The organism is Enterobacter sp. PL_is514 (assembly GCF_055816715.1).
Window position 1 is genome coordinate 259,081 of sequence record NZ_JBVPGN010000030.1, and the last position, 14,415, is coordinate 273,495.

Genomic DNA, 14,415 nt, shown 5'->3' on the forward strand with positions numbered 1-14,415 from the left:
TTATGCCGCGTTCAGGGCGTTGTGGTTGATGGCCATCATCGTCATCAGCCGTTCTTCGTTAGCGTCGTCACCATGGATCTCGCCGGTCACCCGGCCTTCGCTGAGGGTGATGATCCGGTCTGACACCGCCATCACTTCAGGCAGATCGGAGGAGATCACGATCACCGCCACGCCCTTTTTCGCCATGTCAAACAGCACCTGGTGCACTTCCGATTTGGTCCCCACGTCGATGCCGCGCGTCGGCTCATCGACGATCAGCACCCGCGGGTTGAGCGCCATGCAGCGCGCGAGGATCACCTTTTGCTGGTTACCGCCGGAGAGCTTGCGCACCTCCTGCGCGCTGTTGACCATTTTGATCTGCAGCGCTTTGCGGTAGGACTCGATCAGATCGTCCTCTTTGCGGGTGTTCACGAACCAGCGCCACTGCAGCAGCGAGGAGAGGCAGGAGAGCGACAGGTTGTCGCGAATCGACAGTCCCAGCACCGCCCCCTCTTTTTTGCGGTCTTCCGGTACCAGCGCCACACCCTGGTCGAGGGCATAGAGCGGGTCGCGCGGCTGGTACGGTACGCCGTCCAGCTCAAAGCTCCCGGCGGTAAACGCGTCCGCGCCAAACAGGCAGCGCGCCACCTCGGTGCGCCCGGCGCCCACCAGCCCGGCAATGCCTAAGACCTCCCCGGCGTGGACGTGGAAGCTGATGTCGTGCAGGGCGATGCCGTGCGGATCCAGCGGCGGCTTTTCGCGGCTCAGCCCCTTCACCGCCAGGCGGACGGGTTTGTCCTCATGATGCGTTTCGCTGGCGGGACGACGGTTAAAGGCCACGTCGCGTCCGACCATCAGGCGGATGAGCTGTTCGACGTTGGTCTCCGCCACCGCGCCGGTGCCGGTGAAACGGCCGTCCTGGAAAACGGTGAAGCGATCGCAGAGCTGGAAAACTTCGTGCAGACGGTGGGTAACGTAAATAATGCTCACGCCGCGGTTTTTGAGCTCGCGCACCACGCGGTGCAGGCTTTCCACCTCGCTATCGCTCAGCGCGGCGGAAGGTTCGTCCATAATGATTAACCGGGCGTTGAGGGTCAGCGCCCGGGCGATCTCCACCATCTGCTGCTGGGCGACGCTCAGGCGGGCGACAGGCGTGGTCGGCGCAACGTTCAGCTGCAGGTAATCGAGAATGACCTGCGCCTCCTGGTTAACCGCCTTTTCGTCGACGATCAGGTTACGTTTACGCGGCTCGCGCCCGAGAAACATGTTTTCCGCGACGGTCATGTTGGGCAGCAGGTTGAATTCCTGATAGATGGTGATAATGCCCTTGTTCTGCCGTTCCACCGGGGAGTCGTCCACCGGCAGCGTTTCGCCGTTGAACCAGATATCCCCGCGGGTTTGCGGCTGCGCCCCCGCGAGCGCCTTCAGCAGCGTGGATTTACCCGCCCCGTTTTCCCCCAGCAGGGCGTGGATCTCGCCCGCGCCGACGGTCAGCTGGGCGCTGCTTAACGCCCAGACGCCGGAAAAGCTTTTTGCCAGGTCGGTCACTTTCAGTAAGGGTTGCGACATCAGTCTGCTCCTCCTCATGATGAGCCGCCAGAGGCGGCTCGGGACATATTAGTTACCGGCCTCACCGATACGCTCAGCCTGCTGCAGGTTCTCTTTGGTGATCAGCGTCGGCGGGTAGTCGGCACCGGTGATGGCTTTCTTCTCACGCACGTTGGCCACCAGCTGGCTCATCGCCGTCTGCACCGCAAAGCCCGGACGCTGGTCCGCCGTCACCGCCAGCCAGCCGTCGCGCACGCGGGCAAGCGCTTCCGGCACCGCATCAAAGCCGGTGACCAGAATTTCGCCCGGCTTCACGCCCTGGCTCTGCAGCGCTTCAATCGCCCCCAGCGCCATGTCGTCGTTAGCAGAGAGGATTACCTGCGGGCGTTTCGGCAGAGAGGGCAGCACGCTTTCCACGATGCGCATCCCTTCAGAACGCATCCAGTTGCCGGTCTGATCGGCGACGATCTTGTACTTATCCCCGCCCGCCTTCAGGCTGTCGCGGATCCCTTTAGTGCGTTCGATGTTGGAGGAGGAGCCCGGCTGGCCGGTCAGCAGAATGATTTCCGCCCCGTCCGGGAATTTGGTTTTGACGAAGTCGCCAATCGCCTGGCCGCCCTTGTAGTTGTTGGCGCCAAAGTGCGGCACCTTCTTCTGGCTGTCGACGGAGCGGTCAAGGGTGACCACCGGCAGCTTCGCATCCTGAATTTCATCCACCGCGCTGGAGACCGCGTTCACGTCATTCGGGGAGACGATAAAGCCCTGCGCCCCGCGGGTGATGGCGTTTTCCAGGTCAGCCACCTGCTTCGGCGAGCTGCCCTGCCCGTCCAGCACCTGAAGCTTCACGCCCATCTCTTTTGCGGCTTTCACCGCCGTGCGCTGCATGTGAACTTCAAACGGCATGGCCAGGTTTGGCGTACTGAAAACAATTTGCTCGTTTTCGGCGAGGGCGGCCCCGGACGTCATGGCGATGAGGGCGGCTACGATCAGTTTTTTCATTATTATGTCTCTCTGTGTAGGGTTGTTGTGTTTAGAGGACGATCTCGCGCTGGGTACGCAACGACTCCAGCGCTTTATCCGCAAGGTACAGCGCACGTTCACCATCATCGCCGCTGCAGTCAGGTACCGCTTCGCCGCGCAGGACCGCAACAAAGTGTTCCCATTCCGCGGCGTAAGCGGATTTGTAGCGCTGCAGGAAGAAGTGTTCCGGCAGCGCGCTGGTGCAGCCCTGTTTGCCGTAGTGCTGCACCTGGTTTTCCAGAATGTTGCCCGCGCACAGCAGCCCTTCGGAGCCGTGCAGCTCCAGGCGCTGGTCGTAGCCGTAAGATGAACGGCGGCTGTTAACGATGGTCGCCATCGCGCCGGAAGCGTATTTCAGGACGATAAACGCGGTATCGATGTCCCCCGACTCGCCAATCGCCGGATCGACCAGGTTGCTGCCCTGGGCATACACCGACACCGGCTCTTCGCCCATGATGAAGCGGGCCATGTCAAAGTCGTGAATGGTCATATCGCGGAACATGCCGCCGGAGACGCGCACGTACTCCGCAGGCGGTGGAGACGGGTCGCGGGAGATGATGAGCAGCGATTCCGGCTTGCCGATGCGCCCGGCCTGCACGTCGGTTTTCACGCGGCGGAACTGCGGGTCAAAGCGGCGGTTAAAGCCGATAAACAGCGGCACGTCGTACTCTTTGACCACCTTCAGGCAGTCGCGCACGCGGGCGAGGTCAAGGTGGACCGGCTTTTCGCAGAAGATGGCCTTGCCGTGGCGGGCGGCCATTTCAATCAGGTCGGCGTGGGTATCGGTCGCGGAGGCGATCAGCACGGCGTGAACGTTAGGGTCGGTCATCGCCTCCTCCAGGCTCTGCTGGCGGGCCTGATACTGCGCGGCGAGGCGGGTGGCAAATTCCTGATTCGGGTCAACCACGGACCAGAGCGTGGTCGCGCCGTGGCTGGCGATGTTAGCTGCATGTACCTGGCCAATTCGGCCAGCGCCCAGTAAAGCAATGTTAAACATAACGGCTCCCGGTGTTGGTGAATGCTGTGAACTAACGACCCTATAAATAAAACATTTATTTCATTTTTATAAATAGTGAAAGTTATGTTTTTGAGTGTGGGTTAACACTTTTGAGATGAATGAGATAAATTTTGTTATCAATCTCACAACATGGGAGGACATACAGCAGCTCCCCTCACCCCGGCCCTCTCCCCAAAGGGGCGAGGGAGAAAAGAGTGCACCACACCATACCCTCTCCCCTTTGGGGAGAGGGTTAGGGTGAGGGGAAAATGAAATGAAAATTTCGTTACGGCGGAAAATCTTAATACTGACGGGCTTTTTTCACCTGCGCCTGCGTTTGCTCCGCGGCTTCACGCACGGCAGACGATTCCGCCACCTGCGCATCACCGGTTCGCCACCAGGAGGCGTAGTCGTGGGTCATGGTCTTCGGCAGCACCTTGATGTCCAGCAGCGTCGGGCCCGGATGGGCACGTGACGCTTCCAGCGCCGCCAGCAGGGTTTGCTCGTCGTGCACCCGCCAGGCGCGGCAGCCGTAGCTCTCCGCGTTTTGCGCAAAATCGACCTTCACCAGCGGCCCGTCAAGCCGTCCGGTTTCCGGGTTGCGATGGCGGTTTTCCGTGCCAAAGCTGCCCATACCATGCCCCATCTGCAGGTTGTTAATGCAGCCGAAGCTGGCGTTATCAAACAGCAGAACGGTGATCTTAATCCCCTCCTGCACAGCGGTTTGCAGCTCGGAGTGCAGCATCATGTAGGAGCCATCCCCCACCATGGCATAAACCGGCTGCTCGGGTCGGGCAAGCTTCGCGCCGATGGCTGCCGCAATCTCGTAGCCCATGCAGGAGTAGCCGTACTCCAGGTGATAGCTGTCCGGCGTTTTGACCTGCCAGAGGCGCTGTAAATCCCCTGGCAGCGAACCGGCCGCGCCCACCACGATGGCGTTATCTTCAATATGCTGATTGATCAGCCCCAGTACCCGCGTCTGGGTCAGGCGGGTGTTGAGCGTCTCGCCGTACTCCGCCAGCTGCGCGTCCAGGTGCCCCGCCACTTCAGGGGCGTCGTCCGGACGCCACTGGCGATCCCACAGGCGACGGCACTCGTCGCGCCAGGCGGATTTCGCCTCAGCGATCGCCTCTCCCCAGCCGCTGCGGTAATCACCGAGCGCGTGGGTCAATGCCTGGAGCCCGGTTTGAGCGTCGGCAATCAGCGCCGTGGCGTCCAGCTTCAGGGCGTCAAACTCGGCCACGTTCAGCAGCAGAAATTCGACGTCCGGATGGGAAAAGAGCGCCTTGGAGCCGGTGGTAAAGTCGGTCAGGCGCGTGCCGATACCAATCACCAGGTCAGCCTGCGGCGCGAGCTGGTTGGCCGCCATTCCGCCCGTCACCCCTACGCCACCGAGGTTAAGTGGGTGGTCACTTACCAGCGCCCCCTTTCCGGCCTGGGTTTCGGCAAACGGCAGTTGCAGCGTCTCGACAAAATCGCGAAACGCCTCATGTGCGCCGGAATAGCGCACCCCGCCGCCGCACACCACCAGCGGACGACGCTTGCGGGCGATCAGCGCCCGCGCCTGCGCCAGACGCTGCGGATCGGGCGGACGACGCTCGATGTGGTGCACGCGACGCGCGAAGAAGCTTAGCGGGTAATCCCACGCTTCCCCCTGCACGTCCTGCGGCAGGCAAATCGTCACCGCACCGGTATCAGCCGGGTCAGTAAGCGTTCGCATCGCGCTGAGCATCGCGCTCATCAGCTGCTCGGGACGGTTGATGCGGTCCCAGTAGCGGGAGACCGGATGGAAGCAGTCGTTGGTGCTGATGCTGAGATCGTGATACTGCTCAATCTGCTGCAGCACCGGGTCCGGCTGGCGGCTGGCGTAGATATCGCCCGGAAGCAGCAGCAGCGGAATACGGTTCGCCGTGGCGGTTGCCGCCGCCGTGACCATATTGGCGGCGCCCGGCCCGACGGAGGAGGTGACGGCAAAGATGCGCTGACGGCGGTGCTGTTTGGCGAATCCCGTCGCCATGTGGGCGATGCCCTGCTCGTTGCAGCCCTGCATCACCTGCAGATGGCCGGGATCCTGCTCCAGCGCCTGGCCGATACCCAGAACGTTGCCGTGTCCAAAGATGGTGGCGACGCCCTCCACGAAGGGCATCTCGTGACCATCCACGCTAACGTACTGTTGATTAAGGAACCGGACCAGCGCCTGGGCCATGGTCATACGTTCGGTTTGCATAACGCCTCCTGTCAGCCCAGCGTCGGCATGGAGAACGCAGCGCCTGTCTCCTGCTGCATTTCCGGCCAGCGCGCGGTGATGGTTTTCATTCGGGTGTAGAAACGCACACCGTCGTTGCCGTGGACGTTGAGCGCCCCGAAGATGGAGCGCTTCCAGCCGCCGAAACTGTGGAATGCCATCGGCACCGGGATCGGCACGTTGACGCCCACCATGCCCGCCTGCACCTCTTCGCAGAAGCGGCGCGCGCAGCCGCCGTCGCGGGTGAAAATCGCCGAGCCATTACCATATTCATGGCGGTTAATCAGGTCCACCGCGCTGGCGTAATCTGCTACGCGCACCACAGAAAGCACCGGGCCGAAAATTTCTTCTTTATAGATGGTCATCTCCGGGGTGACGTTATCGAACAGCGTCGGCCCGACGAAGTAACCCTGCTCGTGCCCCTTCACGCTGAAGCCGCGACCGTCCACGCGAAGTTTCGCTCCCTGCGCTTCCCCGCTGTCGATATAGCCCAGCACCTTGCTGCGGTGTGCGGAGGAGATAAGCGGTCCCATTTCGTTTTCCGGCGTCTGGTCAAGACCCGGTCCGACGCGCAGCGCGGCAATCTGTTTTTCCAGCCGGGCGCAGAGGTCATCGGCGGTGTTATCCCCCACCGCCAGCACCACCGAGAGCGCCATGCAGCGTTCCCCCGCCGCGCCGTAGGCCGCGCCCATGATGGCGTTGGTCGCCATCTCCATGTCCGCATCCGGCATTAAAATGCAGTGATTTTTCGCGCCGCCCAGCGCCTGGCAGCGCTTACCGTGGGTGGAGGCGGTCTGGTAAATGTATTCCGCAATCGGCGTGGAGCCGACAAAGCTCACCGCCTGCACGCGCGGGTCGGTCAGGAGCACGTCAACGGACTCCTTATCGCCCTGCACCACGTTGAAGACGCCGTCCGGCAGGCCGGCCTCTTTCAGCAGCTGCGCCAGCGCGAGCGCGAGTGAAGGATCTTTTTCCGACGGCTTCAGCACGAAGGTGTTGCCGGTCGCCAGCGCAATCGGGAACATCCACATCGGCACCATAGCCGGGAAGTTAAACGGCGTGATCCCGGCGCAGACCCCGAGCGGCTGCATCAGCGAGTGGCTGTCAACGCCGGTACCGACGTTCGCCGAGTGTTCGCCCTTTTGCAGATGCGGAATACCGCAGGCAAACTCCACCACCTCCAGGCCGCGGGTCAGCTCGCCCACCGCGTCGGAGAAGACCTTGCCGTGCTCTTCGCTGATGAGGCGGGCCAGGCGATCCATGTTCTCTTCCAGCAGCGCTTTGAAGCGGAACATCACGCGCGCGCGCTTAAGCGGAGCATGACGCGCCCACGCCGGAAACGCCTGCTGCGCGGCGGCAATCGCCTGCTCCGTTTCCTGTGCCGTACTCATCACCACCTGGCGGATCTGCTCGCCGGTGGCCGGGTTGAAGATCGCCTGAACGCGCTGGCCTGAACCGGTGACACATTCGCCGTGAATAAAATTCGCTACCGTCTCCATCCTTAACCTCTCGCTGTTGATACGTGACTGTGACCTGAACACTGTGTACTGACCACTATATATGAAACAAATATTCCATTTTAAGTTGAAATAAAATAAATGATGATTATTGTGATCAAGGATGGATTTTTATGTTAACAGCCAGCACCACTGACGCAGCGTGCGCTATTAAGGGATTTCGGGCGAGGAAATGACTGAAGCTTCTGTTTCATTTTTGCTGCCAGATGGATGGCCGACATTTAAAAGACGCGGTTTTGCGTTTAGAATCATATGACTGTATTTGGGGGATAAGATGACGACAGCAACCAGCCTGAACGAACTGCAGCAGCAAATCCGCGATCGCTACGATAGCCTGAGCAAGAGGCTGCAGCAGGTCTCCCGCTACGTGCTGGACAATACCAACAGCGTGGCCTTCGATACGGTTGCCGTCATTGCCGAGCGCGCCGACGTGCCGCCCTCGACGCTGATCCGCTTTGCCAACGCCTTTGACTTCACCGGCTTCAACGAAATGAAACAGCTGTTTCGCATGAACCTGGTGGAGGAGACCGCCAGCTACAGCGACCGCGCCCGGCTGTTCCGCGAGATGGAGAGCGAGGCCGTGCCGGAAACGCCGCTCGATATCCTGCAGGAGTTTGCCCGTTCAAACGCGCAGGCGCTGCAGCAGCTGGCCGCCCGCGCCGAACCGGAGATGCTGGAGCGCGCGGTACAGCTGCTGGCCGACGCCGACACCATCTACATCGCCGGACTGCGTCGATCCTTTAGCGTCGCCGCGTACCTTACCTATGCCCTGAGCCATCTGGAGTGCCGCCCTATCCTGCTCGACGGCATGGGCGGCATGCTGCGCGAGCAGATTAGCCGCATTAAGGCGCGCGACATTGTGGTGTCGATCAGCTTCTCGCCGTACGCGGAAGAGACGGTGATGGTCAGCGAAACCGCCGCCAGCGTTGGCGCGCGGCAGATTGTGATTACGGACAGCCAAATCAGCCCGCTGGCGACGTTCAGCGATCTCTGCTTTGTGGTGAAAGAGGCGCAGGTGGACGCGTTTCGGTCTCAGTCGGCAACGCTGTGCCTGGTGCAGTCGCTGGTGGTAGCGCTGGCGTATCGGTTAGGTGGCGGGGAGAAATAGCCCAATGCACTTTGGTGGGCCGGGTAAGGCATAGCCGATACCCGACCGCCTGAAGAGCATCAGCCAGACATTAACGGCTCCTTAACTCGGGGCAATCAGAATAACTGACGGAAGAGAGGGAATTCAGACGTTGCCCCGTAATCTGTAACACCCGCAGTAAAAGCATAATGCCGCGGCGGGTATCAGGGTCGTTAAGCATGGTGAACACCTGCCGAAGCGAGATATCACCTTCCCGGTTAATTTGCTCTCCCCACGCCATGCGTAGCGCGGTTCCCCCTTCCCAGCCGACGGTCACGACATCTTCAAAAACGCCAGCCAGTTTTTCGACCATCGCGCTATCGGCCATGTCCAGCAGGTCTGCGACGACGGCGAGCAGATCAACCAGATTATTCAGGCGGTTGCCCGCCATAAGCGGGGCAAGGCTTTTTAGTAACTGTTCCTGGTCACTCATCAGAACATCCCCCTCACGACGCCCCAATACAGTCCACGGTTAAAACCGTTTCGCAGCATGCCGCCCAGTTTTGTCGCCGGCATGGGGGTCACGTCATTGCGATAGTCATATACCAACGGCATGCCGGCCCAGAGCCCCATCTGCGCGACGGCCTGAACCCGTCCATCATAATGGTTACCGCTTCCGGGCGGTCTGCCGTACAGCTCCGCCACAATGTTGTCAGCAATGATGGGCGCCTGGTTGTGGCACGACCCTCCCGCTTTACTGATCGGGAGGTCAACGGTATCGCCGATCACATACACGCCTTCTAAGCCGTAGACGCCGAGCGTCTGGTGATCCGTCGGCAGCCAGCCTTCACCGTTCTGAACCTCACTCAGTCCCGTATCACGCACCGCTTCGACCGCCCTGATGGGAGGCGTTGCCATCAGGATGTCGAAGTTCTGTGAATCGCCCTCGGCGGAATAGGCAATTTTGCTGTCAGGATCGACATGGCTTAAGGTAAAACCGCGCTGATGCTGTATTCCTTTAGCGGCAAAAATATCACCCAGCGCCTCCCCCACCGGACGCTGCAGGAACAGACAGTTTCGCAATAATTGCGCGACGGTCGGATAGGTATAAACAATCTCAACCTGATTACGCACCCCACGCTGGCGCAGATAGTCGTCAACCATCAGCGTGGTTTCAATAGGGGCAATGCCGCACTGGTGGGGAACATTCGGCGTTTCAGGAAAAGAGACGGTAATAAATATTCGCCCCTTTTTGATGGTGGCGAGCTTATGCGCTAATTGCCTGGCCGCCGCGTATTGATAAAAATGATCGCCCGCGTCGGCAAGGCCGGGGATTTTTTGTGTAAAAGGCGTGCAGCCGGTTGCGATAACCAGCAGGTCCCAGTCGTATTGTCGCTTACTGGCACCGTAAAGCAGACGCTGCTTAAAATCGAAAGATTCAATCCTGTCTGTAATAAATTGAATTTCAGGACTCAGTAACTGCCGTTCAGGCCGGGCCAGCTCATGATGATGGAAGAGGTTAAAGGCGACGTACATAAAGGCGGGTTTGTAGTAGTGCACTGGTGATTCGGAAATCAGTACCAGCTCTACCTGACCGGCGGCAATTTCACGTCGTAATTTCCTGGCCAGAAGGTTGGCGACAATTGTTCCTCCCGTGCCGCCGCCGACAATCATTATGCGGTTTTTCATTTCTTTATTCGCTCATGGTAGTGAATGGGAATTCACGTAACCAGACCGCTTCACTGTTACGCTCAGCTAAAGCGTAGTAACAGAGCAATATTCCGCAACATAACCTTCCACGAGAAATTTAATTTTGATAACCACATCATTATTTATAAAATATACTGCAAAGTATAATTTATATCCCTATAACGCAGTCTCTTTTCATTACCATTATTCGCCAAAGAGTAGCTTTGTGTACTTTTTAGAGACCGCCCCTGAGCGCTGTCCGTTCGCGCCATAATAGCGATCTTCACGGCACAGTCGCTCCTTCACATCGCAGAAAATACCGTTGGCAAAGGTGAATTCGGTCAGATCGACATTGCTCGACGTGAACACCTCGTTTGCAGCAGCCTTCTTACCGAGATACGTCTCTGTCAACGCGCGGGATAATCCCTTGTCATTGGCGCATACATAGCGGTCGCAGAGCACGCCCGATACTGGCGACTTGAGCCTGGCGGGGGTCCTGGCCTGGGCGGACATGGCGGACACGGCCAGCAGTGCGGCCACAGAGCATGCGAGTATTGATTTGTTCAAGATGATAATCTCCGTTGGTTAATGAGTGTCGGCTTTACGCCGGGCGCGGTGGAACCATTCATAAGGGGTGTAATATCCCGGATGGTTCTGAGTTTCAACAGGAAATGCCCCGTTTAGCTTTTTGTTGACCTAAACATTCGTCGCAAGTTCAGCTCGGAGGCAATTGTAAGGGCCCTATTCAGGTGAATCATGCGATTTTAGAGACCTGAACTAATTCGCTCTACACGGAGTGGGCTTGTGGGGCGGGTTAGGTCTGATGTGAGCGAACAGCGGAAGTTCGCATTTGTCATAACAGCCGGGATCCATGACTAAAATTGGCATCTGATAATCAACCGGAAGCAGGTCAGAGCACGCCGCGCATTCCTGAAAATGAAAGGCAAAATTGACCTAGTGTCATCAGCCGTACCTGGACTTCCGGGGAGCCGGCCCAACGTGACATCCTTTGGCCGTTAATCATTGTCAGCCCTCTCTACTGCTAAAACCGACAGGGCAATCCTGCAAAGCAATACGAGGGCAGCGATCAGGCATCCAGACTCTCCCGTAAGGACTGAATAAACAGCTCCATTGCTGGCGTAATGACCTTACCTGAGTGATGAGCACACACTGCAGAAAGGGTTTCAGGGCGTGGTGACAGAGGAAGTTCTTGCAACAGTCCGGCACGCAGCTCTTTCTCCACCGTGAATCGCGGTAAGTACGTCACGCCTGTATTAGCCATCACGCACTGCTTAATGCTTTCAATGCTGATGAGTTCAATGGTGGAGTCAATCGTTATTTTTCTTTGTCTGAGGACAGATTCAAACATCAGACGGAATACACATTGTTTTTCATTAATAATGAAACTAACGGGGATATGCTGATTTCCCCGAGTGAAATCAACCAGTGCTAATTCGGGAGAGGCAACGAGCACGAGAGGATGTTCGCCATAGTTTTCCATAATGAGAGAAGCATCATTGCCCACACGATAGAAAATCCCCAAATCAATTTCATTGGCCAGCAAGCTGTCACGGATTGTATAACAGTTCTGGGATTGCAGAGACAGCAACACATTCGGCGCTCTTTTCTTAAAACTCTTCAGCACCTGCGGGATCTTGTAGGAGAGCAGCGTCTCGCCCACGGCAAGGCGCAATTCACCTTCCGGTTCATCGTTTCGCTGGACAGCCTGCTTAATGCTATTTATAACGACCATCATTTCATGAATATGGGGCATCATATTCCTGGCGGCATCCGTTGGCACCATGCGGCGACCAATTTTTTCAAACAGCTGAACGCCGTATTCGGCCTCAAGTTGTCTGATCTGAAATGTAACCGTTGACTGCGTACAGCAAAGTTTACTGGCTGCTTTGGCAAACGATCCTTCTTCCAGAATGGTCCTGAGGGTTAACAAACGACGTAAGTCCAAGATTGTCTCCTGTGAAGTATTCATAATGTTGAATCATGAATGCGAAAACATTCAATATTTTTTCTTATTGGCATCCTCTAAATTAAAAAAAAAAGAGGAGTTATTATGTCACTTTCAATTGCTGGCGCTTTTCTGGCTTATACTTTCATCACTGCACTTACCCCAGGTCCTAATAACATTCTGGCTCTGAGCTGCGTGCATACTCACGGGTTTCATAAAAGCCTACGTCCACTGGCTGGCATGGGGGCTGGATTTCTCATTATTATGCTCCTGTGCGCCTTATTTACCGTGGCGATAACCCGGACACTGCCTTCCGTAACCCACTGGCTGACCTGGTTAGGCGTGATTTATATTCTCTGGCTGGCACTGAAAATAGCCCGAAGCCAGCCTGCAAATAACACCCGTTCTGACGTCCCACTGAGCTTCAGAACCAGTTTTTTACTGCAGTTTGCGAATGTAAAAATCATCCTTTATGGAGTAACGGCGCTCTCTACTTTCGTCATTCCCTATACCAGCAGTCAGGTCTGGATTATTCTGATCAGCGTTCTGCTGGCTTTGATCGGTGTTTTTGGCAACCTCTGCTGGGCGGCAGCAGGACACCTTTTTCAGGCGCTTCTTCGCCAGCACGGTCGCCTGGTCAATAGGATCCTTGCAGGGGCACTGGTACTGGTCGCAGTGGATATGTTGTTGTGAAACACATACAGTTCGCTTGATCCTGTTCCCGTCATTTCAGTCGGATAAACTGACAACAGTTCTGATGTCAGTTTATCCCCCAGGGCTATAGCCCTAATGTTATGCCACGGGTTTACCCGGTATAACATGCCCCAGTAATGCCTGCACGGGGGCAGTTTTAATGTCATTGTCAAACTGGCTGACGCTGTTCAGCCTGTCGATTTGTGCCTCTGTGAGATTCGCCCCTGAAAACCCCACATTACTGACGTACTGCGCCTGGGTCCGGGGGCCAATAATAGGGATACATTCCTGTGCAGCAACCCAGGCAATAGCTACCTGGTCCGGGCTTGCCCCGTTTTCAGTGGCTATAGCCAGAACCTCGTCAAGAATGGCGCTCCGCTGTTCGTTGTTTTCCGCCTGGAATACCTTTCCGCCCATCCCTTCTGCCCTGCCTTTTTCACCGGCGCGGTATTTGCCTGTGAGCATTCCACCGCCCAGCGGGGACCAGGTTATGGGTGTTATCTGCAGCGCCTGACAGGCTTTCAGCATGTCACGTTCGGGCTGACGTGAAACCAGACTGTACTGGAACTGAGAGGCGACAATCGGCACCGCGCGAGACAGCTCGGCAAGCGTTGCTGCGCGTGCCAGCCGCCAGGCCGAAAAATTGGACAAACCGGCGTAAAGAATTTTTCCGGCTCTGGACAGATCTTCAAGCCCCCGTACCAGTTCTTCTGACGGCGTAATATCGTCAGGATGATGAACCCAGTATAAATCGATACGATCGGTTTTAAGCCGCTTCAGACTCGACTCCACCGAAGACACCATCGCCCGGCGACTGTTGCCTGTAACCAGCCCGCCAGCTGCTTTAGATGCGCCGCTCGAATATTTTGTCGCAAGAAAGAAATTCTCTCTGCGTCCCTGAAGGAGGGCCCCCAGAAACTCTTCTGATTCACCGAACTGATACACATCAGCCGTATCTATAAAGTTACCGCCATCCTCTGCAAAAGCATCTAAAATCGCCCGACTTTCGTCTAACGATGCGCCGTATCCCCACCGCATGCCAAAATTTGCCGTTCCCAGGGCTACTGAAGAGACTCGAACGCCTGTATTGCCAAGGATCTGATATTTCACATTGTCACCTCTTGCTTATGTTTATGATTTACCATGTCTTTGAAGGAGACCTGGATTAGCGGGTATATACCCATATATCATCTTATTCTTTTACGCTGACAACCTGCAATTCAGATTTGGTGAAAAATGTTCTGCAGCGCCATGACGTTGTCCGCGCCAAGACGTTCTTCAATGATGTGCTGGCAGCGCTGCCAGGACGGAAACGCGTCTCTGATAAGCGCTTCACCTTCAGGGGTGATAGAGACCTGCTGCTGCCTTTTGTCCATACCATCACGGTCAACCTGCAACCACCCCTGACGCGCCAGAACGGTGACGTTTCGTCCTACCGTAGAACGATCCAGCCCGGCGATATCACCGAGCCGGGTAAGGCTTACGGGATTATTGTTTATCACCAGCCTCATCAACGAATACTGAGCAATATTGATGCCATAGGCATCCAGCTCGGCATCGTAAATCGCGGTCATCTTACGTGTGAAATCACGCAGATTTTTACAGTAGCAGGGAGAACTCATATCCAGTGCCCATATCAAGATCAGATAACAAAAGGGATTTAAGAGCGTATACCCGCATTAGATCTGAGTCCAG

13 protein-coding genes are annotated in these 14,415 nt (G+C 57.0%); 2 read left to right on the forward strand and 11 right to left on the reverse strand.

Annotated elements, in window-relative coordinates:
* The 5 genes from AC0TNG_RS10490 to AC0TNG_RS10510 all read right to left on the reverse strand — a co-directional run bounded on the left by AC0TNG_RS10490 (nt 1) and on the right by AC0TNG_RS10510 (nt 7,288).
* Nucleotides 1–1,548, reverse strand: a complete 1,548-nt coding sequence (locus tag AC0TNG_RS10490; protein WP_024907543.1) for a sugar ABC transporter ATP-binding protein — start codon at nt 1,546–1,548, stop codon at nt 1–3.
* Between the two features lie 48 nt (nt 1,549–1,596).
* Nucleotides 1,597–2,526 (reverse strand): sugar ABC transporter substrate-binding protein, encoded by a 930-nt coding sequence (locus tag AC0TNG_RS10495; protein WP_008502118.1) that lies wholly within the window; start codon nt 2,524–2,526, stop codon nt 1,597–1,599.
* A gap of 31 nt (nt 2,527–2,557) precedes the next feature.
* A complete protein-coding gene (gene iolG / locus AC0TNG_RS10500) occupies nt 2,558–3,544 on the reverse strand; it encodes an inositol 2-dehydrogenase (RefSeq protein ID WP_473713464.1) in 987 nt (328 codons plus the stop codon).
* A 301-nt stretch (nt 3,545–3,845) separates the two neighbouring features.
* Complete coding sequence (gene iolD, locus AC0TNG_RS10505; RefSeq protein WP_473713465.1) at nt 3,846–5,771, reverse strand: 3D-(3,5/4)-trihydroxycyclohexane-1,2-dione acylhydrolase (decyclizing); 1,926 nt, start codon at nt 5,769–5,771, stop codon at nt 3,846–3,848.
* A gap of 11 nt (nt 5,772–5,782) precedes the next feature.
* The gene (locus AC0TNG_RS10510; RefSeq protein ID WP_420278576.1) at nt 5,783–7,288 is read right to left on the reverse strand and encodes a CoA-acylating methylmalonate-semialdehyde dehydrogenase; all 1,506 of its coding nucleotides are present in this window, start codon (nt 7,286–7,288) and stop codon (nt 5,783–5,785) included.
* A gap of 292 nt (nt 7,289–7,580) precedes the next feature.
* On the opposite strand from AC0TNG_RS10510, the gene AC0TNG_RS10515 reads away from it, so the two are divergent.
* Complete coding sequence (locus AC0TNG_RS10515; protein WP_023338648.1) at nt 7,581–8,414, forward strand: MurR/RpiR family transcriptional regulator; 834 nt, start codon at nt 7,581–7,583, stop codon at nt 8,412–8,414.
* A gap of 70 nt (nt 8,415–8,484) precedes the next feature.
* Here AC0TNG_RS10515 and AC0TNG_RS10520 read toward each other — a convergent pair whose 3' ends face one another.
* The 4 genes from AC0TNG_RS10520 to AC0TNG_RS10535 all read right to left on the reverse strand — a co-directional run bounded on the left by AC0TNG_RS10520 (nt 8,485) and on the right by AC0TNG_RS10535 (nt 12,027).
* The gene (locus AC0TNG_RS10520) at nt 8,485–8,865 is read right to left on the reverse strand and encodes a DUF1641 domain-containing protein (RefSeq protein ID WP_417927679.1); all 381 of its coding nucleotides are present in this window, start codon (nt 8,863–8,865) and stop codon (nt 8,485–8,487) included.
* Nucleotides 8,865–10,061 carry an NAD(P)/FAD-dependent oxidoreductase gene (locus AC0TNG_RS10525; protein ID WP_473713466.1) on the reverse strand — a complete coding sequence of 399 codons (1,197 nt, stop codon included), beginning with the start codon at nt 10,059–10,061 and terminating at the stop codon, nt 8,865–8,867. Before AC0TNG_RS10525 ends, AC0TNG_RS10520 begins: the two co-directional genes overlap by 1 nt.
* A 204-nt stretch (nt 10,062–10,265) precedes the next feature.
* Entirely contained in the window at nt 10,266–10,601 is a 336-nt protein-coding gene (locus AC0TNG_RS10530) for a YcgJ family protein (protein ID WP_323138570.1), read from the reverse strand.
* Nucleotides 10,602–11,148: 547 nt separating this feature from the next.
* The gene (locus AC0TNG_RS10535; protein ID WP_024906930.1) at nt 11,149–12,027 is read right to left on the reverse strand and encodes a LysR family transcriptional regulator; all 879 of its coding nucleotides are present in this window, start codon (nt 12,025–12,027) and stop codon (nt 11,149–11,151) included.
* Nucleotides 12,028–12,132: 105 nt separating this feature from the next.
* Between AC0TNG_RS10535 and eamB the strand changes: the two genes are divergently transcribed.
* Nucleotides 12,133–12,720 carry a cysteine/O-acetylserine transporter gene (gene eamB, locus AC0TNG_RS10540; protein ID WP_024906929.1) on the forward strand — a complete coding sequence of 196 codons (588 nt, stop codon included), beginning with the start codon at nt 12,133–12,135 and terminating at the stop codon, nt 12,718–12,720.
* A 99-nt stretch (nt 12,721–12,819) separates the two neighbouring features.
* Here eamB and AC0TNG_RS10545 read toward each other — a convergent pair whose 3' ends face one another.
* Both AC0TNG_RS10545 and AC0TNG_RS10550 read right to left on the reverse strand, forming a co-directional pair.
* The gene (locus tag AC0TNG_RS10545) at nt 12,820–13,830 is read right to left on the reverse strand and encodes an aldo/keto reductase (RefSeq protein ID WP_024906928.1); all 1,011 of its coding nucleotides are present in this window, start codon (nt 13,828–13,830) and stop codon (nt 12,820–12,822) included.
* 110 nt (nt 13,831–13,940) lie between these two features.
* Nucleotides 13,941–14,342: a MarR family winged helix-turn-helix transcriptional regulator gene (locus tag AC0TNG_RS10550; protein ID WP_024906927.1), complete on the reverse strand. Its 402-nt coding sequence runs from the start codon at nt 14,340–14,342 to the stop codon at nt 13,941–13,943.
* Nucleotides 14,343–14,415 lie beyond the last annotated feature (73 nt).

Bases quoted from the DNA above. Each gene is read 5' to 3' on its own strand.
- AC0TNG_RS10490 (WP_024907543.1), bottom strand. From the start codon at position 1,548: ATGTCGCAACCCTTACTGAAAGTGACCGACCTGGCAAAAAGCTTTTCC.
- AC0TNG_RS10495 (WP_008502118.1), bottom strand. From the start codon at position 2,526: ATGAAAAAACTGATCGTAGCCGCCCTCATCGCCATGACGTCCGGGGCC.
- iolG (WP_473713464.1), bottom strand. From the start codon at position 3,544: ATGTTTAACATTGCTTTACTGGGCGCTGGCCGAATTGGCCAGGTACAT.
- iolD (WP_473713465.1), bottom strand. From the start codon at position 5,771: ATGCAAACCGAACGTATGACCATGGCCCAGGCGCTGGTCCGGTTCCTT.
- AC0TNG_RS10510 (WP_420278576.1), bottom strand. From the start codon at position 7,288: ATGGAGACGGTAGCGAATTTTATTCACGGCGAATGTGTCACCGGTTCA.
- AC0TNG_RS10515 (WP_023338648.1), top strand. From the start codon at position 7,581: ATGACGACAGCAACCAGCCTGAACGAACTGCAGCAGCAAATCCGCGAT.
- AC0TNG_RS10520 (WP_417927679.1), bottom strand. From the start codon at position 8,865: ATGAGTGACCAGGAACAGTTACTAAAAAGCCTTGCCCCGCTTATGGCG.
- AC0TNG_RS10525 (WP_473713466.1), bottom strand. From the start codon at position 10,061: ATGAAAAACCGCATAATGATTGTCGGCGGCGGCACGGGAGGAACAATT.
- eamB (WP_024906929.1), top strand. From the start codon at position 12,133: ATGTCACTTTCAATTGCTGGCGCTTTTCTGGCTTATACTTTCATCACT.
- AC0TNG_RS10550 (WP_024906927.1), bottom strand. From the start codon at position 14,342: ATGAGTTCTCCCTGCTACTGTAAAAATCTGCGTGATTTCACACGTAAG.